Source organism: Methanospirillum hungatei JF-1, assembly GCF_000013445.1.
GTDB classification, from domain to species: domain Archaea; phylum Halobacteriota; class Methanomicrobia; order Methanomicrobiales; family Methanospirillaceae; genus Methanospirillum; species Methanospirillum hungatei.
Window position 1 is genome coordinate 3,435,126 of the sequence record NC_007796.1, and the last position, 22,488, is coordinate 3,457,613.

Sequence of the window (22,488 nt, forward strand, 5' to 3'; positions counted from 1 at the left end):
GGTTAGATTTAATCATATCTCAATTTTCATTTTGAATAAAGGGCGAATGTCAATAAATAATATATCATTATCCATTTATTATATCACTTTGCTCAATACGAAATATTAGAAATACATCATATACCCATCTCAATAACAATTCATGTAAGACAGCTTTATGACCTGATACCTAACTAAGCAAAAATCAGTGTTACTGAGCAAGAATACAATTCCAACCTTAAATCGATACCTTTATATATTTTCGGCGCCGCCCTACGGTGAGCACCGTCGGGCGACCTAAAGAATATGAAGAAGCCTTCTTCTAAGGGTCAAAAAAATCTAAAATCTTGGGTATTTCAGAAATTTACCTTTGATTTTATAGAAAAAAACTCGGGAAACGGGATTTATGCAGAGAAAACGGAAACTCGATCCTGTCCTTTTGATATTTTCCCTCATTTTTGGAGTCAGCAGTCATCTAAAACCCACATTAGAGGAGATTCATCGTCATTATGTTGATCTTGATGATAATCCAAAGATTGAAACCTCAATTCGTAACCAAAGTTTCAGGAAACGGTTTAATTATAAATTAGTAGATTTTTTGAAATCCCTGATGGATCATTATATCGATCAAATAGTTCATCAGTCCCCTGCTCATTTAAAGGGAATTGTTGAGGATTTCAAAGATATTTTAGTTCAAGACAGCAGCATTATTCGAATTAGTAAAAAGCTCTACGATTTGCATCCCGCAGCACGTTCCCGTGACGATTCTGCAGGATTAAAGATCCATGCAGTTTACAGTGTTGTTTACCATTCTGTAAAAAATGCAATAATTACAACAGAAAGAGTTCATGACTATAAGATGCTAAAAATTGGACCTGATGTTGAAAATATTCTCCTGATTAACGATCTGGGATACTATTCTCTGAAAACATTCTCTAAAATTCAAGAATATGGAGGTTTTTTTGCTAGTAGAGTAAAAAGCAATGCCGTTTTTAAGGTTGTTTCAATTAATTCAGGCCCTCCAGAAATAACATCAATTGTAGATCATAATTGCTTTAAAAGCATAAATGGTGATGATTTTTTAGATAGAATGCCAAAGAAAGGTGTTTATGATCTCATCTGTTCATTTCATATTGGAGACAAGCATATTAACAAAATTAAAACTCCAATATTTCAAGAATTCAGGGTAATTTGTTCTTGGAATCCTCTCACTGAAAAATGGCATCTCTACATCACAAATCTCGGAAAAGAGGTTTTTTCTGCTGATGATATTTATGAGTTATACCGATTTCGCTGGGTGATTGAACTTATTTTCAAGGAATTGAAAGGGGATTACGACCTTGGAAAAATGTTACTCAATAATGAACCAATGGCGTTTATTCACATTTATTCCATGTTGCTACGGTTTATTATTAGCAGAGATCTGTTTACCTGGATTGTATCTACGACTCGAAAAAATGATAAAGGAAAATATACTCAGATGCTATGGTCAAAAGTATTTTCAGAGAAAGGATTGGAGTTTTTGAGCATATTGAATCAAAATTTATTTGGCACAGGCAATGTTAAGAAACGATGGGATAAATTAGAAAGATCACTGCGGCACCTTGGCAAAACCGCAACAATAACGAAACTCTCACCTTGAAATTTTCAGAAATTCAATAGGGTCTTATCTTCGGATAAATGACCCGATGGAGGGTTAGGTACTACTGGCTATCGGTAAAAAATCAGGAAAAACTCGTAATTCTTCCTTTTTTCTCTAGTGCCTATACGAAGCTTCAATGTTTTTAGTTTAGACCGCTATAGTGACACATTAGCGCGTACGAGTAGTAGAATAAAGTGGGAGAGGTATCTCGAGGTTTATGTATGAGACATATTTGATATTACGGAAAGTTGAAAAATTATGTCGCCGAATCTGGATCTATCTCCAAAGCTGTCTTACATGAATAACAATTATATCATTTAGTATAGCATATATCATAATTGGATACTTATAAGTGAAATTCCCCCTAGTTATTCGGAATATTTCTAGCATAACTTTATCTCAATTAATAATTGTTTTATCAGGAATAATTTTAATCTCCCATCTTGGAACAACATTAGGCCCGAAAAACTTCGGAATTTATAGTTCGGCTATTTCCATTTATGGAGTCTCTATTGCCATTGTTGATCTTGGACTATCTATGTATGGGATTCGATATATCGCCTCAAAAAAAGCTGCCACCTTAAATTTAATAAAAAAAATTACCCGAATTAAAATTTTTCTGGCAATATTGGTAATTGCATTTTCAGGGATTATCTTCCTATACATAAATCCCGAGAGTATTTTTGTCGCGATTTGCTGGTTATTTTTTACATCTCTCATTCCTTACGCTTTTAATCTCGAATGGGTTTTTACCGGTCTGGAAAAAATGGAAATACGGGCATTTTTACGAACCATAACATCAATAGGGGTATTGTTATTATGCATTTTTTTTATTCACTTTCAAAACGATATTATTTGGGTACCAATTATTTATTTCATCATTGCAAGCATAGTTGCAATAGTATCATTGATATTGACACATCTTTTGAGTGAAAAACCATTTTTTGAAACAGGAGTACTTTTAGAGGATAAAACCCTTATAATTTCCAGTTTCCCCATAGGATTAACCCAAATATTGTCTCTTTTTTTGATTAATGCAGATCTTATTGTATTAGCCTTTTTTATTTCTCCGGAAAATTTGGGAGAATATGCAGCTGTATCTAGGATTTTATCGACATTAATATCAATTATAGGAATGATTTTCATCCCATTATTTCCCGCTTTCTGTAGAAAAAGTAGAGATTATCGAATTGATCACGAGAATATACTTGAGTTTGTAATTGTTTTTATTTTTGCCCTATCAATTCCCATTATCTGTTGTGTAGAATTATTTACTCCTTCTTTAATAAGCATTTTATACAGTTCACACTATTTTAGGAGTATCATGATAATGCAAATATTAATATGGTATGTACCAATTGCAATAATGATTACAATTCTGTCATGGTTTGTATTATCAAAAAACGAGGACAACTCATATCTACAGTTTGTAATATTTATGATAACCCAATTGGTAATTTTCATGATTATCGGGACGAATTTGTGTGGAATAAAGGGCACCGCATTTTCGGTAGTGATTTCATATGTAATTTCAATTTTTATCTTACTAGAGTGGGTCAAAAATCATCTTGGATCTAACTTAAAGAGAATCATACAATTCATTACAGTTTTTATATGTCTCGGGTTCTGTTGCACGACGATTAGTATCAATTTAGAGACTTCAATGGTATATGTAGTTATAAGCGTGATTTTTATATATTCAATTTTTATTTTAAAATATTCCTTAATAAGGTTCAACGACATTAGAACCCACATTCGCCAGATCTTTTTTCAACAATAGAATTTTTCGTACTCCGGCCCAAGCAATCGCAATATCTTCAATAGTTCTCGATCCAAATTCTGGATAGATGAATGGAGTGCATCATTGACTGAAATAATACATGACTTAATCTCTCTGAATTTAAAAAAAATCCATTTGAGCGTTGGACGAGAGGTAGGTTTCTTCTTCTGATTCAACACCGTTTCATCTTCTTCTTTCAGCCTTTTTCGCAGCAGCATTTCAGTATATGAGTAAACCATGAGGCAGAGAACCATAACCATACATAAAGCCTCGATCCTTTTTTCACTTTTCAGATAAACTTCAGCAACCCGGAATGATTTGTCCTTTAAAAACCGGAAACCTTTTTCGACAAGCATCTGTCCTTTATAGTGATTCAGAACCGTTTCAGAATCCAAACTCAAAACATTCGTTGCAAGAATAAATCTGCCCAGATACTTTTTTTCACTTTCAACGAAATCCTGAGCAAGTTCAACCCTTGCATCGATCGAATATTGTGGGATTAACGTTTCTCCTGCTTTTGGGCGCCCCTTCTTACCATTTTCCCGTTTATAACTGACCTTGATCCTTGAATCCACCAATTTTCTAAAGGTGTTTCATTAAGATAGCGTAAGAGAGCGTTATTGGCATCTGTTTCACATGCATAGCATACTTTAGAAATCTGTTTTAACCCTTTTAATGCGGCTTTGAACCTCACAGGGAGGTTTTTCTGAAACGTCTTCAATTCTCGAGCTTTCATCTCTTCAGATGAGACAACAATCCATTTTTGAGGAACACCACCATAATGTGAGTCAACGCTACTGCAAGAATACCGTGGATCTGAGGTAGGAGTGAAGAGAAGATCAGATTTGAGTAACTCTGTCATCTCATTTATTGTGGCTGGGACATTTGATATCCACCTTGTTTCCGGACCGAGGGTTTTGATGTTTTTATCAGTATACAGGGCACTGTCACCCATGAAGATTACATCAGGATCAAATGTGAATGAATCTTGCAATGATAGGATTGTTTGCACAAGAACTTCCTTATCTGATTCGTTGCCATCGTGTGCACGAGCAAAAATCGGTATCCCGTGTTGGTTAACCACCATACTTAAGGCAAATCTGTTTAAATCCCAGCGTTTGTCTTTTGGATGTCCCTTTGTAATTTTGATACATCCATCTCCGGATTCATTTCCATATTCACCATGAACACTGAAATTGGTTGTATCAACATGACAAAGCTGTACTCCATCTTTGTAAACAATAAACATCTGGGTGACAAGATCAGTAAAGAGCTTGCTGGGGCCATATGCATATATCTTATCCAAAAGGCGACCAATGACTGATTCATTTAGATTTTTTGCAGAAATATCCGGACCTATGAGACGTTCCAAATCAAGATGCTTGCAGTATTCGGGAAAAAGATAGAGTCGTCTCTCTGTGAATCCAAGTCCGTTGAGAATGAGGACTAATAAAATTTGAGAACTTGATAGGTGATGTTGACCGATTTTAGGGATTGCCCGGTCAATTATAGGAGCTAAACCAAGCTTATGGAACGTGCCTGCAACGATTCCAAGATGATCAATGGTTTTTATGGAGTCTATTTCTAATGAAACATCCTCATCTTTCATTAATTATAGTAATGGAGATCTTCTTAGTTATATAGTTTACTATTATATAAAATTGTAATAGATCTGACGAATATGGGTTATATAACCTATTGTCAATAAATCCCAACACCAGCACCTTCTTCATCGCAAAGAGGGCCCTAAAAATACAATAATGCATCTTTCAGGTCGATCTAATTAAAAAAAAGAGGGGGATTTCCACGACAAATAAACTGGTGAACCAAACCTTTCCAGAATTATTAATCTGTAAAAGTCAATTTCTAGTACAGGCATAGTCATGAACATGAAACTAAACTCAGTCATCATTTTTATTTTAATTCTAATTTCAATGATCATCACACTTATCCTTCATGCACAAACATTTTCTCTTCTCACATCCGGACAATCGCCTCAGGTTCTGACACCGGATCCCTGGTATATTATCAGGCAGACAGAACTTGCTGCTCATTCATTCCCCTCCTATACTTGGTTTGATCCTTTCACCCATTTCCCGGATGGTGCAATAATTTTCTGGGGCCCGTTCCTCCCCCTGCTCGGTGGATTACTCACCCAAATTTCAGGATCAGGAAATGAAAAAGCAATGATCCTTTTCGTCTCCTGGATACCGGTACTAGCTGCAATACTGACTATTCCCCTTACATATTGTTTTGGAAAAGAGATCAAAGGAGAATGGTGTGGAGTTGCGGCAGCACTTCTTATAGCAGTTATGCCTGGAAGTTACCTGATTCGGTCTATGTATGGATACGTAGACCACCATATCTTCGAATCTTTTTTCATGCTTGCATATTCCCTCTTCCTCGTAATTTCCTTCAATCGCCTTTATTCTGGTGAAGGGGGACCAAAATTTAAAGTCGCAATCCTTGGAGGGGGGATCACCGGGTTGATGCTCGGACTTGGTATGATCAATGCACCAACAATGGTTATTGCGGCAGGTATCACCACGTGCTTTGTAATCCTTGCTGGATATCAACTTATAAAGCTGACAAAAACTCTCCTGCCTTTTAGTATCTTAATAGGTATCTCATCATGTATGGGAGCAATAATAACTCTCCAGTTCTTTACACCAGATAAGACCGGAGAGGTTCCATTCATCTTGGATCCGGTTTCTCTTGCATCATTTCTTTTTATTCCCGTATTATTCGGAGTTTTCCTTCTGGCCATTCAGATAGTCATTCAAAAGACACATCTCTCCCATCAAAAAATTTTTGTAGCTGTTTTCTTGCCAGTATTAACCTTAGCAATTCTGCTTTTCCTCCTCATCCCCGGTTATGCAACCAAGATACTAAATGGAGTACAGGATTTTTTTTCCTCCACCCCGACAAACTTTGCGATTGCAGAGTACCACCCGCTCAATTTAGATGTTGCTTTTTTTAATTACCATGTTATGCTTTTCCTGCTCATACCCGCCCTAATACTCCTGCTCATTACCGGAATACGCAAACATAATAGTAATATAGTCTATCTTCTTCTTTGGACCGGATTTGTCGGAGTTTTAACTATTATCAACATCAGGTTTGAGATTCTTTTTGCTGTGCCTTTAACACTGACATCTGCTTATTTCCTGGACTGGCTCTTCCATTTTAATGACCAAAGAACTGAAATTTACAATGAAGAATCTTGCCAAAACTCTACCTATAAGATAATTAATTGGAAAAAGCGACCAGTTGCACTTATCGCTCTTGTTCTTCTCATTGGAGCTGTTGGAATATCCTTATGTATATCAAGTATAATTGCAACAGCAGATTATAACTATCAACCATACATCGCATCAGAAGATTGGGTTGAGGGATTACTCTGGATGAAAAATGAAACGCCTGATCCGGGTGTGGATTACTACCAGGTATACCACGCCGATTCATTCAGATACCCGGATTCATCATACGGAGTTCTTTCCTGGTGGGATTATGGACACTGGATCACTACGATAGCCCACCGGATGGCAGTCACAAATCCATTCCAGGCAAATCTGGATATGGCCGCACAATTCTTCATGAGCCGGTCAGAAAAACCTGCAGACCTAATAACCTCAGAAAATTCTATCAAATATATCATCACCGATGCAGACATGCTCTTTGATACCATGCAGATGATGATGCGGGTTTATTCACGTGATGCAACTCCCGGACAATATATGGGATTAATCTCCATAAATGACACAGCAACCGGAAAGCCGGTAAGTTCAATTGGCTACCGCCAGCCATTCTACGAAAGCATGGTAACCAGGCTCCATGTTTTCGATGGATCCAGCATGCGAGGTGAGCGGAAAATTCTTGAACAGGAAGGAACACCAGTCCCGGGTACTGATATGCTTGTCATCTTCCCGGGTGGTCCGGATCCGGAAATTTCTGAATCCATAACCCGTCCGCTCAAGGATATTGAAGCTCTTCAGCATTATCGTCTTATCTGGGAATCCAGTACTTCATTATCAACGACTGATGAGCATGATATCCGGAAGGTCAAGATATTTGAGCGTGTTCCTGGTGCTACCATCCAGGGAGAAGGGACGATTGAGCTGCCAATGATCACAAACCGGGGGAGAGAATTCACGTACCGGCAGCAGAGTATAAACGGATCATTTATTCTTCCATACTCCACCAATCAGACAGCCTGGCCTGTTCATGCAACTGGACCATATCGGATAAAAGAAACTGGGAAGGTGATTGAGGTGAACGAGGAGATGATTCAGGGGCCCTCTTTATCGTAGATTCGAAAGGGAATCCCCCAAAGATCATTGAAAACAAACGTCCCCAGCATTCAGTTCGTCGCCTGATCATCGTGGGTGAGTCGGATGATGAACTGCCAGAGTATATCAGCGCTACTGATATATCCATAAAAACTCTTATATGGTATCGGTTTAGGAATGATAATGGTTGCATCTACCGCATGCTCTTCATCTAATGAAAAACAAAATTTTCAAACATACAATTTCGGCAAGTATATATAAAAGCCCAACATGGCACCCATGATCTCCATTGGAGCACAAATTAAAACCTTTTAGAGAGAAAATACCCGAATTGACTTCTTCTCAAGCGATAGTCTGCGTCGCTGTAGAGTTAGGATATATAAACTAACTTTGGCACTTTGACTTTATACAATCAACGAGATCGCTCACTATCATGATCAAAATTTTTTAGATTTTCATCGAGAAATGAAATTTGACAGGCGGGTTTTTTCGACTAAAATTTCTGTAGTGGCCTTCCATGTGAATGACCTAAATTAGAAAAATTGGGATAGGGTTAGTCAAAAGGGCATGATTGAATAATCTTTCTAGAATAACGATTATTAAGGGCATCTCCTCTGGAAATATTCCTAGAAATCATTTGTTGCAGTGCATGAATACGCCATTCAAAATGTTTTTTTATCACCCAACTTCCCATGTCACAATATTCCGACTTTCAGGATCAAAAACAATTCCGATCTCATATACTTTCCGTCCATCTGCACGATATTTTTCAGCATACCCTCGTTCCCTGATCTGAGCGAGTGGACCTTGATCCTTACAGCCCTCGGATCGTTGAACTTTGAACTCAAAAATCCAGATACCTGTACGAGTCATAACTGTCAAATTAATACGCCCTTTGTTCGTAGTATCTTCAGGGATGACCTCATACCCAAGGCTGGCAAAGTAGGCATATACGATACTGGCATAATATCCCTCAAACCCGGATAGTTTATTCTTACGATACCAGTCATGAGGTATTGAGGCAAAAAAGGAGTGGAAAACATCACGTAGCCGATTGGGATCACCGGCATTCAGAATTGAATCAAGGCCGATTTGATTCATAGAGATATCCGCGGATCCACCAAGGATACTGAGCATTAGGCTTGAAAATGCGCTTTTTACCTCAAGGTTAGGGAATCCTACAGAATAGAAGAGTTTCTCTCCAACCCGTGATTCACCCTTTATCGTTAGATACCCCGTCTGAAACAAGAGAGTTTCTGGCAAAATTTTTTCTATGAGAAACGACCCCAGGAGTTCTTCACTTGCCAGAAAAGAATCAAGAACTGGCAGAGAACGGGGATTTTCAGAAAGCAGTTTGATAAGGAAGGAAGGTGTTCCGGTCTCAAACCAATACGATTTAAACTCTCCTTTAGAAAAAAGAAGAAGTATATCGAACGGGTTATAGACTGATTCACCGACCCACGAATAACCATTATACCATCTCCTGACATCATCCTGATTAAACCTACTCATCCATGATCTAAAGGTCCTGGAGAGATCCATTTCAGTGTAACCACAAATCGGAGAATAGGATCTGTCCATGGTTATATCATTGAGATTATTCAATCCTGAGAATATCCCCGTCTTAGCAAATTTTGAAACCCCGGTCAGGAAAACAAACTTTAGATAATTATCCAAAGGCTTGATAGCCCCATAAAAATCCTTCAGTATATCACGCATTCGAGTGGAAAGAGCCGGATCTCCCAGATTATCCAGGATGGGCTTGTCATACTCATCAATTAGGATAACAACCTGGTTGTCTAATCTCTCGACAATCATTGAGATGAGGGAAATAAGTCGTTCTCCAGGAGATCCTTCAGTCTTATGTAGATCAAATCTGGCTTCCCATCGTGTAAGGAGCCGATCGAACCATTGCTCGAGATCTATCGTGGATCGAAGAGCTGACCCGGAAAAATCAACCCGCAATATCGGATACAGCGTTTCAAAATCCCAACATACCTCCGGTTGAGAAAGATAGAGTCCATGAAATAATTCTTTTTTCCCGGAGAAAGCGCAGTCAAGCGTATCTACAAACAGGCTTTTACCAAACCGACGAGGACGGGAAAGAAAGTAATACTTCCCAGAGTCAACAAGAGACGCAACAAAGGCTGTCTTATCTACATAGGCATAACCTCGTGTCCTGATTTCAGTAAAAGACTGGATTCCAATGGGCAGTTTATCTGAACTCATACCAAGAATAAGTTACATATATGATCTAATCATTTCTTTTTTCCCGCGTGTTAGAGGAGAGAACCTCCTGCATGTACCTGAAAACTTATACAATATCTCATGTCCTCAAAAGCAGAAAACCATTACTCCTTATAAAAAACCTATGGACATGTGAAATACACATCTCCTGAAAGATAGAGGTCGAAAATTCAGGAGAAGTTTAAGGGGTGTAAAAAGGGGAACAAACCATATTTGAAACTATAGGAAAATCAACTACGGAACGGCCCGTGATGAATGTAAAATTCAATATAATGACAGCATAGATGACCGACAAACAATGCTGATAATATCCATAAGAAAACTTCTTATTTACATTTGACTGAAGTTCCGGATCGATATGAAAGGGGATTTGGCATTCATATCAGATCTGCAAAATAATACTCCGTTTTCTTCAGATAAATCGCTCCCACAATAAAAACCATAATACTGATCCCAAAAGCCACGAATAATCCTGCCCAGTCAAAAACCACATGACCAAGCGTACAAGCACGGTCTGCATCAAGAAATCCGGTCATGGGATTCATATATAAGAGCCATTGAAGGTGCTCCTGAATAATACTGACCGGGTAGATGACTGGTGATGCAAACATGGCGAGTTGAATGAAGAACGGCAGGGCAAACTGTACATCCCGGTACTTTACATAGACTGAAGAGAGAAAACATCCAAGTCCTGTTGCAAACAGCATCGTGCCCAGAATGATAACTGGCAATATCGGTATTAAAAGGGTGGGAATGAAACCATACCACCCCATTAGTAAGAAAAGAACAATTAAAGCGATGAAATAATCCAATAGTCCGGAAATTTAGGTGCTGCATGGAAAAATATACGTGGAAAATAGACCTTGGAAAGCATGTGAGCGTTACTCACAAGGCTTATTAACGCATCAGAAAGTACTCCACTAAAAAATATCCATAGAATGAGTCCTGAATAGGAGAAAAGCGAATATGGAATTCCATTCGAGGGCATTCTGGCAAGTCTTCCAAAAAGCAACGAAAAAAATATCATCGGAAAGAGAGGTTGTAAAATCGCCCAGCTGGCGCCCATAATTGTCTGTTTATAACGAATTTTTACCTCTCTCGATGTTATGTAGAATAATTCTTGATAAGCCCAGAGTCCGGAAAGTTCCAATTTATTCCTCTACCAGGTGGACGAATGATCCGATGGTGACGAGATGATGTTTCCATTATTATCCCAATTGCGGAAAATGAATATATAAATTATTAACCAAATCCTATATGTATTCGATTGATCAAAAATCCCAAGTCATGAGTATATGAATCATTCACCAATGTCTAATTTATATGAATCATACGAAATCACATGAACGATTATTTCGATGCTGACATTTTTTGCAATATTTCTTCCATCTTAATTCATTGAATAGCATCACCGGGTAAAAAAAGCGAAAATCGATCGCATTCAGGTAAAATAAAGCAACAGCCGTATAAATAATACTCAAAATGCAAATTAATAGATTATTAATAAGAAAATTTGACCATATAAGTAAAAGAATTTGGCTAGTGAGGTCTTTTTTATTTTTACTATTTTATATTTATAATATCTATGGATCCGCTATTCTGCGCCTCCATAAAAAAACCAAACAGACAAAAATACACCCCACTGCCCAAATACATCCATCAGCATGCATATCTCCTTGGGGAGTTGTAATTGACAAAAATGTGAAAATCGGGAAAAAAACCGTTATAAAACCTCATACCACCATAAATTCCGGAGTTATTATCCAAGACCAGTGTGTAATTGGTGACTCAGGCTATCAAATCTATCGATACAAAACAAAACGATTGCCAATTATTCATACGGGAAGAGTTTTAATTTCTGATGATGTATATATCGGACCCAATACTTGCATTGACAGAGGCCTGTTTGGAAAAAATACATATATTGGCCCTCGATCAAAGATAGGAGAACATGTTCATATTGGACATAACATTTGGATCGGACCAGACAGTATTATAGGAAATAAAGTCACTATCGGGGGTAACACTCTCATCGGTGAAAAAGTGCACATTGGAAATAATTCCGTGATATCCAACCGAATCAATATCTCTTCTCACTCTGTTCTGAAACCGGAAACTATTGCAACACGCGGTATATCAGGATAATCAATTATGAAGATTTCAGATTTTGCCGAATTAGAGAATAAAATAACCAATGATGCGAACTTTTCAACTATTGGTCATCTACATGGAAAAGGAGAAAAAAGGCTTGTTCCAATTAATTCAGAGCAGGATTTTCAATATGCCGTACTGTCAGAAACCATTGCAGGTTTCATAATTCCAATGACTATTCTTCTCCCAATTGATACAGAAAAAGGCTTATTAATCTCCCCAAATCCTCTGAAAACAGCACTATTTATTCAAAAAGAGATTTACCAGAAATCCGGAGAAAGCAAAAAACCGACTAAAATACATCCCTCTGCAAGCATACACCCTACTGCAATCATCTCTGAAAACGATGTAAGTATCGGTAAAAAAGTACAGATATATGAACATGTAATTATTCATGAAGGTTCAATAATTGAAGATAACTCCATTATCGGACCAAATACTCTAATCGGTTCAATCCCTCAATCAGATGATTCAGATCAATCATTAAAAGAATATCATCTATTTGGATCGGTCCATATCAAACAGGATGTTGTTATCCACGCAAATTGTTGTATAGAGAAACCATGGTTTCAGGATACAACTATCATAGGTAAAAGATGCCATATCGACAATCTGGTCACTATCAGACAGGGAGCCGTTGTCAATGATTGTTCCCTTATCACAGCAAATTCTGAGATCGGAGAGTATGTAACTATCGGAAAAAACTGCTGGATAGGGCTTCGAGCCACCATCCACCCTGGAGTGAACATTGGAGACTCCTGTTATGTTACATTAGGATCCAGGGTCACGAAAAATATTGGTCCTGGAATGGTGGTAAAGGATAATTGGACAATAAAACGTGAACGATTTAAAGGGATAATTACCTGATACAACTCAGTACCTTTTTCCCTGCATTTACGACAGTATCCACTCCCCCTAAATATATCCATTCCCCGGATGAACCTGCCCATCGTTCCGGATGAGTCAGAATATACACAATATGGGGTTTATTATCATCAATAGCCCGGATAAGATCCCATGTCGAATGCACATCTTCAGATGAACTATTTATCTGGTTCTGCAATCTATCCCGTATTTTATGAGTATTACTCCAGGTTCGGCCGGTATCTGAATAATAATACACACAATTTATCGACAGGTAGGCTTCACCTAAAAGGTCAAATTCTTCAAAGGAATAATGATTCCAGAAATCACGGTTATCATATTTTGATAATGGAGCACCATGCATACAAACAGTTTTAACTGGAAAATATTTTCTAAAGTCATTTAATTCCTGTTGAAATAACTTACCCGCCAGATCAGGATCGCCATCAGCTTTACTTATTACTTCATAATGATAACCGATTTCATGACCCATATCTCTGACTTTTTGAATGACTGGAGGCTGAAAAGTATACGGATGCCGGAAATAATACGTTGCACGGATACCTAAATCACGTTCAATATGTGCAAAATCAACTGCTTTGTAAATCCGGCGGTCAATATCATGTCTCATGATTACCGTATTCCGGGCATCATTGCTCCCGGAAAGATAATCATCAACTGAACATATCGTATATCCGGAGGTTAAAAAAAACCGTACCAACTCCCTATACATTTCAAGGGTAAAATCTTTCATATTATTGTCAACTTAAAAATAATCAGATCACCTGACCGCCATCAACCCCAAGAATCTGGCCATTCACATATGAGCCAAGATCTGATGCAAGGAAGACTACGGCTTTTGCAATATCATCCGCCTGCCCGATTCTTCCTAAAGGGATATGAGATAATAAATCCTGGCGGGTTTCATCCTTCACATCATGAGTTAGATCAGTATCGATAAAACCAGGAGCAATAGCATTAACAGTGATTCCGAAAGGCCCTAGTTCTTTTGCGAGTGATTTAGTAAAAGCAATCAAAAATGATTTTGTGGCTGAATAAACCGACTGACCCTTACTGCCATAAACCCCGACCACAGAAGAAATATTAATAATACGTCCTGATTTATGTTTAAGCATAAGTTTTGCAGCAGCACGGGAATAGAGAAACGGTCCTTTACAGTTTGTTGCAAGTAATAAATCAAACTCTTCTGTTTTTGTCATAAGAAGTAGGTTATTTTTCATTATCCCTGCATTATTCACAAGAATGTCAAGTCTTCCATATTCCCCTTTTATTTTATTTATTACCTTTTTAACATCATCTTCATTCCGGACATCAGCCTGAATTGCCATAGCCGAACCGTTTTTATGATGAATCTCGTTTACCACATTCTTTGCTGACTCTTCATGTGATTCCCAAGTTATTACAACTTTTGCACCTTCGTCAGCACAGCGAAGAGCGATGGCCTTACCAATACCCCGGCTACCACCTGTTACTAATAATACCTTATTCTCAAGTAAACCCGTCATTTTTTCACCACCGCAATCCACCGGACCATCCTTCCGGCTCCAAGCATCCCATCCCATGGCTGAGTAAATTCATGCATCGCCCCTGGAGCCATCACCCGGTCCACTCCCCGGTAAGCAAGTTCCCGGACATATCTCTCTTTCCTGACTTGATCAACCATCCCCAAAGCAACCGTCTGAACCTTCCGGGTTACAAGGGGAAGAACCTGATCAATATCGGATACTTCCTTCACAAAAACACACCTTCCCTGAACCGGTTCCTCAAGAGAGATGGTATCATTTATACAGACAGTCCATTTCAAATCATCAGATAAAAGAATATCCTTGGAACTATCAAGCAGATATCGGGCACGGGTATTAATAACCGAGATGGCGATCCCCTCATCCAGGGGATAAAACATTCTTTCAGGAAGAGTTTGAAAAGCCGATTTTAACTGCTCTGCAATGTCATGAAGTAACATTTTACTCTTTTCGAAAAATATCGTATGAGGCGAAGAACAGGCTGCCTGGTTATAAAGAACAATATCCTGAGCAAGTCCCTTCAGCATCGAAGAGAATTCAGGTGACTCAACCGCTTCCTTATCAAAAACCGCAAAAGAATATTTGGGACCATATACTATTGTATCAGCATGGACCTGATGTGGGAGACAGGATATCGCCTGCACTGCCTCATGACTGCCATAGATTACCCTGCAGTCTGCAGACAATGAAAAGTCCCGGCTCATGATCTCATTTTTTCCAGGAAAGGAAACCAGCGAGACTGATAAGGTTATGACTTTCCCGCTATATGATACTCTATCAATTTCAATGGTAACCTCCTCAAGTTTCTGTAATAACGGGTTGAGATATTTATAGACTGATGGATGAATTTTCAAAATACTGGCATTTTTTCCAAGAGTTGCTAAAACCAGAGAGAAAAAACCAAGAAGCGGAATGTTTCCTGCAATCCAATGACAGACGACTCCCCGGGGAACATGAATCATCTCACTTCGGGAATCTACCTGGATAGAATCCCTTATGCCCGGTTTTATCCCAAAATTTGCCAGATAGATTGCATGGAGGTTTTCCTTCCGAAGCCACAGGGAAAGGTAAGAAAGACCAGGAATATATGCCAGAGAAGAATCTTTAATAATCTCCTTTCCAAAGTGTGCAAACAGGTGAATGATGATCTCATCCGGACACTCAAACAGGGCACGACGATTCTCCTCCAGTTCCTGTATCAATTCGGTGAATGATTCAACATATCGTTCTTTGTCTACACAACCCCCTGCATAAATATGAATATTATCTTCCATGATCCACCCGGAAGGTATCCCCGCATCCCCGTATTTCTGCACGTTCGACCCGGTTTAAAAATTCAAAAAACACACCCCTTCTTCCACAGGGGCATCCATCCCACCCGATAATTCTCCCGGTATCTTCAGTCAAAAGAGCCTGCCCATAATAACTATTGGGAAGAATACTCATTACTTCTATAAGTCCGCGCTCTCCTTCCCCACAAGGCTTTAATGTCTGAATATTCCGGATAATGATCTTCGCACAGGCTGGGACGTGCTTATATCCGCACTCACAATCAGGAAAGATGATCCCGGTCTGTTCTGCCATCCCATAGAAATCCAAAACCCGGTATGAAGGTATTCCAAAAAAATCACGTATATTCATGGTAAAAAAATCCTTCCCGACAGCAATATTCTGAAGGTTTTTCCATCCTCCGCCATGAAACAGGGTCCCTCCGGAAAGATGAAGATGGATATCATGTTTCTTGAAATACGGTATGCACACCGACCAGATAATCCAGGTAAAACCAAACAGATAAACCGGTATACCCCGATCGAGCTGCCTGATTTCTTCAAGAGCCTCGGGGTTAACAGTAAGATAATCCCCTTCTTTTTTCAAAAGATAAATTGTCTTCCTCGCATAGAGAGACAAACCCCTTACTCCGGCAGTCCTGGCTGAAAATTCATGTGCAGGATCATTTATCTCCGGATGATCTATCACGATAAAAATCAGACGCTTCGGGCCGAGATAGTGTGCTAGAATTTTCGAGAGAGATCTGTTCTGATTCTGAATGGTAATTTTATCTAAGGGAATTTTACTCGTCTGCTGACCGGTTGTTCCGGATGAACGAAGAATCTTTACAATATCATCAGCTGGCACCGTTGCGAGGTCGAACTCCTTGAACATGGTTACCGGCACCCAGGGGACATCGGCAAGAGAAGAGATATCTTCCGGGTTCATTGAAACTTTTTCATAATATGAACGTATATGTGGATTGATGAGAGCATTCCTGATCTGCTCTTTGATAATGGGAAGGAGTATGTTCTCTCGCTCAATTTCAGTAAGATCATACACCCCATACTTCCATATCAGGGAGATCAGATGATCATTCGGATTTACAGTCATATGAAGAGTAAAGTCTTTTAATGGCGTCCCTATCAGGCTTTCCAGATGAATTCAAAGGAAGATTTTGAAGGACTAATATATCTGTCGGTTGTTTATGGGAGGGAAGATGACCAGCACAGTGTTTTTTTACCTCAGATATTAGGGATTCACTATCATAATCCGATTGAATACAGGCAACTATTGCTTCTCCCAGAATCGGATGAGGAATACCAAACACCACACATACACCTACATATTCAACCTGCATTATTACGTCTTCAATCTCCTGCGGTGATACCCGAAAACCTGCAGATTTAATAAAAGTACCTTTCCTTCCGATTATATAAATAAACCCTTCTTCATCAACAGTCGCAAGATCTCCGGTATAATACCACCCATCTTTGATAACCTTGGCAGTCTCATCCGGATCCTCCAGATACCCGGCCATGATATTATCCCCGGCTGCGACAATCTCACCTACTTCACCGGGTTTGACTTTTTTGCCATCCTTACCACGGACCTCAAGAGTAACCCCGGGAATCCCTTTCCCGATAGAATCAGGTTTTTTAAACAGGAACTCAGGAGGAAGATATGATAATCGGGCCGTTGCCTCCGTTGCTCCATACATCACAAAAAATTTTTTATCAGCAAAGGTTCTGGCAATTTCATGAATCACTGAACAGGCGAGATGTCCTCCGGCCTGGGTTAAATATCGAAGGCTTGGAAACCTCATTGTGAGAAAAGGGGTTTTTTGAACCAGGATTAAAAAGGTACTCGGAACACCAGCAAATCCGGTACATTGAAACTCATGTATTCCTTTTAACGCTCCTCCCAGAAATGGAGACTGATTAAGAACGAGACTACCCCCAACCCGTATGTGAGTATGAAGAAGTGACGCACCATAACAATAAAAGAAAGGTAGAACAACCATCATCCGGTCATCTGAAGAGAGATTCAGGTATTGAAGAATTGAATTGGTGTTTGCAATGAGATTTTTATGAGTCAACATTACCCCTTTTTTGACCCCGGTACTTCCTGAGGTAAAAATGATTACTGCACATTCATCCTTTGGAATATGGGAATGAAAAGACATATCACTATGAGTGATATCGACGGGTTGAGAAGAGAGTACCTTTACTCCGGCCAGCAATGATTCATATTTCTGATCCGCGAAAACAATCTGAATAGAACATCGGGTAATTATCTGTTCGATATCTTTTGGAGAACTCTTTGTATCAATTACGACAGCAGTATTTCCTGAATGAATTATTCCTGCATATGCCTGGATAAAAAAAGTAGAGTTATCTGCAAGGATTCCAATCCGACTATTCGTTCCAATGGAATTCTGTATCCATACAGATATTCGGAGTATAGAACACCAGATGTCACGATATGAACAAGACTTGTCCCCGGATAAAATAAGAGATTTATCTGAATCCTTTGTATGTTCAAATAAGAAATCGATAAAATTCATTTTTTATGTAAGATATTTTAATACAATTTCACGGACTTTCTTATAAGAACTCATATCAATAATGTCATCCATCTCAAACTCAATACCCAGTTCTTCTTCCAACATGGACACTAATTGAAGGTGTTTGAGAGAATCCCATGGTTGATAGGAATTATAAGCAATGTCATCATGTACTTCTTCTTCAGGAATTTCAAATGCTTGAGCAAATATTTTTTTAATTTTTTCTTCATGCATCACATATCACACCAATACACAACCAATGCATTACTGACTGCTGCCTGAGCAGTATGTGAGATACTTATCTTTATCTCAACCCGGTCTAAAAAATCTGTTGAAAACTGTTTACCTATAATGATCGCCTTCGGACCTTTTTTATCCACATGCAATATCTCAATATCTGTAAAAGAGATGACCGTTTGATCAAGTGATGAAAAAGCTTTGATTATCGCTTCTTTAGCACAAAAACGCCCACATAAACTCTGTGCAGGATCTATTTTAGAAAAACAATAATCCAGTTCATTCTGTGTGAAAATTCGTCTTAATAAGTTACTATGTGATTCGAGAGAAATTTTTTCAAACCTTTCAATCAATTCCATATCAATACCAATAGAAAATTTTGGTATTCTGAAATTATTGTTGAGCATGTTCCATATCCACTTGAAGAAGAATTATTTTCTCAATACCACACCCCTTTATTCTCCTCCTGCATATCAAACATCATTGCGGAAAGTAAAAACTGCACCCCAATCCCAAACACTATCACCGAAACAACCGCCGGAACAAATATCGAATTATTCATTATAAACTTAAACCATAGTGCATACAAACCAAACAAAAACGAAATAAACGTAAAAAATACACCTGCACAATAAAAAAACACGAGTGGATGAAATGATAATACAATATATTTCGTCTTCATCCGCCAGATAAACGCATTCAATAATAACCAGGATAAACGGACAATATACGTTGAATACTTTATTTTTGATCGTTCTAAACCATACCTTGCAGGATGAGGAACATTTCGGACCCTGAATCCAAACGTATTCAGCCAGACCAGAAGATCATTACAGTATCCGTAACCAGGATAGATTTCATCTAATGAAATTGTCTCCAGAGCACGACGCGAAATCGCCGTGTACCCATTTTGGGGATCCATTAATTGCCAGTATCCAGACGCAATTTTCGTCAGTAATGTCAAAACAGAGTTCCCGACAAACCGCCACTTTGACATTCCCTGCCTGAACTTCTCATTTACTAACCGGTTCCCAACCGAGTAATCCACAACACCCTCAACCACTGGATCCAGGAGTTCAGGAAGGAAAGTTGGATCCATCTGATTGTCCCCAGCCATCACCGCAACAATATCCATCCCATCAGAAAGGGCTTCTTTATATCCGGAGATGATTGCACCCCCTACCCCTTTGTTTTTTTGATGATGGATGGGGACCACCCGGCTGTCCCTCTCCGCATATGAATCGATGAGAGATCCGGTCCGATCTGGTGATGCATCATTCACAGCATACACCCGGTCAACGAAATCCGGAACAGACTCCAGAGTAGGCACAATAAGCAATTCCTCTTTGTATGCAGGAATAACAACACCGATTTTTTTATTTCGATACATCAGACCTCATAGGTATCAATTTTTGATGGATTATCCATGATTGTATTGATTGAATAAAATTTGTATATACAAATATGAACGCCCAAAGAGATTTACTTCTTTAATATTATAAATATCTGTCAAAATACTGGAACCGCCGAATAAAAGCCCCATGAGCTCCTTTCACCTATCAAATTAAGAAAGGTATTCACCACGATATACTATACATTTTACACAGATACCCCAGAGGGAGGAACAATATGAAACGGGTAAAAATTATCTCCAAAGGTTACGTTCAGGGTGTAGGATATCGGGAGCATGTCCGAAATGCTACCTTCAGGAAGAACATATCAGGTTATGTTCAATATCTTGAGTCAGACGACGTTGAAATAATCGCAGAGGGACAAGAGAGTGATCTTAGAAACTTTATTAAGGAGATCAATGTGAGTGAATACCCGATTGATGTCCAAGATATGAACGTCACCTGGCAGGAACCAACAGGAGATTTAAAAAAGTTCGAAATAATCCGTGGTGATAAAGACCAGGAGTTATTTGAATTAATAGATGTGGCTGTAACACGCCTCTGCCGAGTATTTGAAAATACATCAATGAACCAGGAAAAGTAGGATCAGATGTTTAGAAAACGGGATGAGACGATCCCTTTCCTGATAGTTTCCATAATCACTCCACCTCATGTATCCGGACACATCGATCCCCGGTAAACACCAATACCCATTTCTTCAGGTTCTTAAGCCCCGCAAGTTCAGGGGGTGCTGAATACTTTTTGAGCTGCATGATTCCATCATTCAAAACCTCCTGAACCCTCTCCTCACATGCATCTTTCATTTTCAGGTACTTGAGCTCGAAAAAGGCATTGTAATCAGGATTCCAGGGCTCCCGTGCCAACAGAGCAATGTCGATATATCCATCCGGCACCTCATATTCTGACTTGACCAGGTAGAGGTTACTCATTTGAGCGAAGGTAAAAATAATGATCTTGATATATTTCTCATCAAATCCGATATAATCCCGGTTTGAAAATGAATGAAGCAGTTCTTCTACGAGGACAACCAGTTTGTCACACCTTCCCTCCCATGCGATCTCTTCGATTGCATGCAATATTGACCCGGTATCCGGGTGGTACTCTGCTTTTCGTGAGATGACATCCAGGAAAAAATCTGAATATATCCCCCGGATAACAAAATTCGGGATCTGAAGACTTACCCTCCCCGGCATATTATCCCTGATTGTCAGAAACCCTAGGTAGAAAAGGAGGGATTTAAAGTCATCCGGAGTAAACCTTCTCTCCATGGAGAACTGATCGGTCAGCCGTGCAGTAACACACCCGGCATCAAGAATCTCCTGCAATACAGCAATATTTTGTTCAGGGGATTTCAGTCTCATAAGCCGGTCTATCTTACCATAATCACTGGCAATATTCATATCCAGTAGTTTTTCCGGGGGTTTGTGCCGTGCAAGATAACTTTTGATATAATAGAGGATCATATCACTGTTAAAAAGCCGGACATCTGCATCTTCCGAGAACAGGTACCCATTATAATACTCACGCAGCGTTCTGACCAGGTCAGGAGTATACATATCAGCAGGTAAGATCTGTCCGATGAGGCTCCTGATTTCCTGTTCAGTAAACCCCATCATCTCATGGAAGACCGGATTTCTGGTAAGGTCATCTGCAATATTAAACCCGGATGTAAGACTATCAAGGGTTACCGGAGAAACCCCGGTTGCAAAAATTCTTCCTACAAATTCTTGTGTCCCGATCTTAAGAGCTTCATACCATTTCCTTATAAAGCCCTGCCTGCTTAAGGTATCCTGAAAGAGATCCAGATCAAAACTGAGAAGTTCATTTGCAAAATGATCATACTCATCAATGAGGACAAAAACCCGCCCCCTCATTTCTGAAGGTAATCGTGAAAAAAAATCGGCAAGCATATCTGCCGGATAACCGGAGAAGTCCGGTATGAAATCAAGATGATACAGTTCAATAAATCGAACCAGAGACTGCTTTGTCCTGGCAGAGATACTGGCAAAGAGGGAATCCTCAGAGCTGGTCGTTAACGCAGAAAAGTTAAAACTTAAGATATAGTAGGAGTTATGTTTCGATGTTGGGTTTTTTCCGATATCGGTCCCTGAGAAGAGCGAAGAAAAACTATCGCATTGATTGATATCATAGTAGTTTTCTAACAAAGAGACAAAGAGGCTTTTTCCAAACCGTCTGGGGCGAAGGAAAAATACATATGGAGCAGGATTCTCCTCAAGAAGACGGATAAAAGGAGTTTTATCTACATATACATATCCCTCTTCTATGATAGTCCTGAAATTACTGATACCATAGGGGATCCTTTTTTGCACCATTGGATACAGAGGGTATGATCATATAACAGTATAGGTTCACCGCTCGTGTCAGGAATGCTGAACTATAATTCCGACTATTTTCTTTTGGGCAATCTCACTTTTTAATAATCGGTTTGTCGGGAAAGAAAGACCAAATGATTCAAGAATATCCAATAACCTCTCATCTACCATGTAT

General features: G+C 39.0%; 16 protein-coding genes and 2 pseudogenes. 6 read left to right on the forward strand and 12 right to left on the reverse strand.

Annotated features, from left to right (window positions below; all coding sequences use genetic code 11):
* Nucleotides 1-285 precede the first annotated feature (285 nt).
* Both MHUN_RS16420 and MHUN_RS20130 read left to right on the forward strand, forming a co-directional pair.
* Nucleotides 286-1,641, forward strand: a pseudogene (locus MHUN_RS16420) (IS4 family transposase).
* Nucleotides 1,642-1,973: 332 nt separating this feature from the next.
* Nucleotides 1,974-3,401 (forward strand): oligosaccharide flippase family protein, encoded by a 1,428-nt coding sequence (locus MHUN_RS20130; RefSeq protein WP_011450076.1) that lies wholly within the window; start codon nt 1,974-1,976, stop codon nt 3,399-3,401.
* On the opposite strand, the pseudogene MHUN_RS16430 reads toward MHUN_RS20130, so the two are convergent.
* Nucleotides 3,392-5,010 (reverse strand): annotated as a pseudogene (locus tag MHUN_RS16430) (IS1634-like element ISMhu5 family transposase). The gene MHUN_RS20130 and the pseudogene MHUN_RS16430 overlap by 10 nt on opposite strands.
* 280 nt (nt 5,011-5,290) lie before the next feature.
* Here MHUN_RS16430 and MHUN_RS16435 point away from each other — a divergent pair.
* The gene (locus MHUN_RS16435; RefSeq protein WP_048067643.1) at nt 5,291-7,711 is read left to right on the forward strand and encodes an oligosaccharyl transferase, archaeosortase A system-associated; all 2,421 of its coding nucleotides are present in this window, start codon (nt 5,291-5,293) and stop codon (nt 7,709-7,711) included.
* A gap of 657 nt (nt 7,712-8,368) precedes the next feature.
* Here the strand turns inward: MHUN_RS16435 and MHUN_RS16440 are convergent.
* Both MHUN_RS16440 and MHUN_RS19835 read right to left on the reverse strand, forming a co-directional pair.
* On the reverse strand, nt 8,369-9,919 hold the full coding sequence (locus MHUN_RS16440; RefSeq protein ID WP_011450078.1) for an ATP-binding protein: 1,551 nt from the start codon (nt 9,917-9,919) through the stop codon (nt 8,369-8,371).
* Between the two features lie 395 nt (nt 9,920-10,314).
* Complete coding sequence (locus MHUN_RS19835; protein WP_275039195.1) at nt 10,315-10,749, reverse strand: ABC transporter permease; 435 nt, start codon at nt 10,747-10,749, stop codon at nt 10,315-10,317.
* An 889-nt stretch (nt 10,750-11,638) separates the two neighbouring features.
* Here MHUN_RS19835 and MHUN_RS16450 point away from each other — a divergent pair.
* Together MHUN_RS16450 and MHUN_RS17960 are read left to right on the forward strand one after the other, a co-directional pair.
* Nucleotides 11,639-12,082, forward strand: a complete 444-nt coding sequence (locus MHUN_RS16450) for a hypothetical protein (RefSeq protein WP_052288926.1) — start codon at nt 11,639-11,641, stop codon at nt 12,080-12,082.
* Nucleotides 12,083-12,088: 6 nt separating this feature from the next.
* Nucleotides 12,089-12,955, forward strand: a complete 867-nt coding sequence (locus MHUN_RS17960; RefSeq protein WP_011450080.1) for a UDP-3-O-(3-hydroxymyristoyl)glucosamine N-acyltransferase — start codon at nt 12,089-12,091, stop codon at nt 12,953-12,955.
* Here the strand turns inward: MHUN_RS17960 and MHUN_RS16460 are convergent.
* The 8 genes from MHUN_RS16460 to MHUN_RS16495 are packed head-to-tail and all read right to left on the reverse strand — an operon-like array spanning nt 12,948 to nt 19,958.
* Nucleotides 12,948-13,706: a hypothetical protein gene (locus MHUN_RS16460; protein WP_011450081.1), complete on the reverse strand. Its 759-nt coding sequence runs from the start codon at nt 13,704-13,706 to the stop codon at nt 12,948-12,950. The genes MHUN_RS17960 and MHUN_RS16460 overlap by 8 nt on opposite strands.
* A gap of 22 nt (nt 13,707-13,728) precedes the next feature.
* Nucleotides 13,729-14,499: a 3-oxoacyl-ACP reductase family protein gene (locus MHUN_RS16465; protein ID WP_239441541.1), complete on the reverse strand. Its 771-nt coding sequence runs from the start codon at nt 14,497-14,499 to the stop codon at nt 13,729-13,731.
* The gene (locus tag MHUN_RS16470) at nt 14,475-15,770 is read right to left on the reverse strand and encodes an acyl-CoA reductase (protein WP_011450083.1); all 1,296 of its coding nucleotides are present in this window, start codon (nt 15,768-15,770) and stop codon (nt 14,475-14,477) included. Before MHUN_RS16470 ends, MHUN_RS16465 begins: the two co-directional genes overlap by 25 nt.
* Entirely contained in the window at nt 15,760-16,878 is a 1,119-nt protein-coding gene (locus MHUN_RS16475) for an acyl-protein synthetase (RefSeq protein ID WP_011450084.1), read from the reverse strand. The genes MHUN_RS16470 and MHUN_RS16475 overlap by 11 nt, the downstream gene beginning before the upstream one ends.
* Nucleotides 16,859-18,331: a class I adenylate-forming enzyme family protein gene (locus tag MHUN_RS16480; RefSeq protein WP_011450085.1), complete on the reverse strand. Its 1,473-nt coding sequence runs from the start codon at nt 18,329-18,331 to the stop codon at nt 16,859-16,861. Before MHUN_RS16480 ends, MHUN_RS16475 begins: the two co-directional genes overlap by 20 nt.
* 3 nt (nt 18,332-18,334) lie before the next feature.
* A complete protein-coding gene (locus tag MHUN_RS16485) occupies nt 18,335-18,565 on the reverse strand; it encodes an acyl carrier protein (RefSeq protein ID WP_011450086.1) in 231 nt (76 codons plus the stop codon).
* Nucleotides 18,565-18,975, reverse strand: coding sequence for a holo-ACP synthase (gene acpS, locus MHUN_RS16490; protein ID WP_011450087.1), 411 nt, complete (start codon nt 18,973-18,975; stop codon nt 18,565-18,567). Before acpS ends, MHUN_RS16485 begins: the two co-directional genes overlap by 1 nt.
* A 32-nt stretch (nt 18,976-19,007) precedes the next feature.
* Complete coding sequence (locus MHUN_RS16495; protein WP_011450088.1) at nt 19,008-19,958, reverse strand: glycosyltransferase family 2 protein; 951 nt, start codon at nt 19,956-19,958, stop codon at nt 19,008-19,010.
* A 239-nt stretch (nt 19,959-20,197) separates the two neighbouring features.
* Here MHUN_RS16495 and MHUN_RS16500 point away from each other — a divergent pair, with 239 nt between their 5' ends.
* Nucleotides 20,198-20,563: an acylphosphatase gene (locus MHUN_RS16500; RefSeq protein ID WP_011450089.1), complete on the forward strand. Its 366-nt coding sequence runs from the start codon at nt 20,198-20,200 to the stop codon at nt 20,561-20,563.
* 55 nt (nt 20,564-20,618) lie between these two features.
* On the opposite strand, the gene MHUN_RS16505 is transcribed toward MHUN_RS16500, so the two are convergent.
* Entirely contained in the window at nt 20,619-22,313 is a 1,695-nt protein-coding gene (locus MHUN_RS16505; protein WP_011450090.1) for an ATP-binding protein, read from the reverse strand.
* Nucleotides 22,314-22,488 lie beyond the last annotated feature (175 nt).

Coding starts and splice junctions, on each gene's coding strand:
- MHUN_RS16435 (WP_048067643.1), top strand. CDS start 5,291: ATGAAACTAAACTCAGTCATCATTTTTATTTTAATTCTAATTTCAATG.
- MHUN_RS16440 (WP_011450078.1), bottom strand. CDS start 9,919: ATGAGTTCAGATAAACTGCCCATTGGAATCCAGTCTTTTACTGAAATC.
- MHUN_RS17960 (WP_011450080.1), top strand. CDS start 12,089: ATGAAGATTTCAGATTTTGCCGAATTAGAGAATAAAATAACCAATGAT.
- MHUN_RS16460 (WP_011450081.1), bottom strand. CDS start 13,706: ATGAAAGATTTTACCCTTGAAATGTATAGGGAGTTGGTACGGTTTTTT.
- MHUN_RS16470 (WP_011450083.1), bottom strand. CDS start 15,770: ATGGAAGATAATATTCATATTTATGCAGGGGGTTGTGTAGACAAAGAA.
- MHUN_RS16475 (WP_011450084.1), bottom strand. CDS start 16,878: ATGACTGTAAATCCGAATGATCATCTGATCTCCCTGATATGGAAGTAT.
- MHUN_RS16480 (WP_011450085.1), bottom strand. CDS start 18,331: ATGAATTTTATCGATTTCTTATTTGAACATACAAAGGATTCAGATAAA.
- MHUN_RS16485 (WP_011450086.1), bottom strand. CDS start 18,565: ATGCATGAAGAAAAAATTAAAAAAATATTTGCTCAAGCATTTGAAATT.
- acpS (WP_011450087.1), bottom strand. CDS start 18,975: ATGCTCAACAATAATTTCAGAATACCAAAATTTTCTATTGGTATTGAT.
- MHUN_RS16495 (WP_011450088.1), bottom strand. CDS start 19,958: ATGTATCGAAATAAAAAAATCGGTGTTGTTATTCCTGCATACAAAGAG.
- MHUN_RS16500 (WP_011450089.1), top strand. CDS start 20,198: ATGAAACGGGTAAAAATTATCTCCAAAGGTTACGTTCAGGGTGTAGGA.
- MHUN_RS16505 (WP_011450090.1), bottom strand. CDS start 22,313: ATGGTGCAAAAAAGGATCCCCTATGGTATCAGTAATTTCAGGACTATC.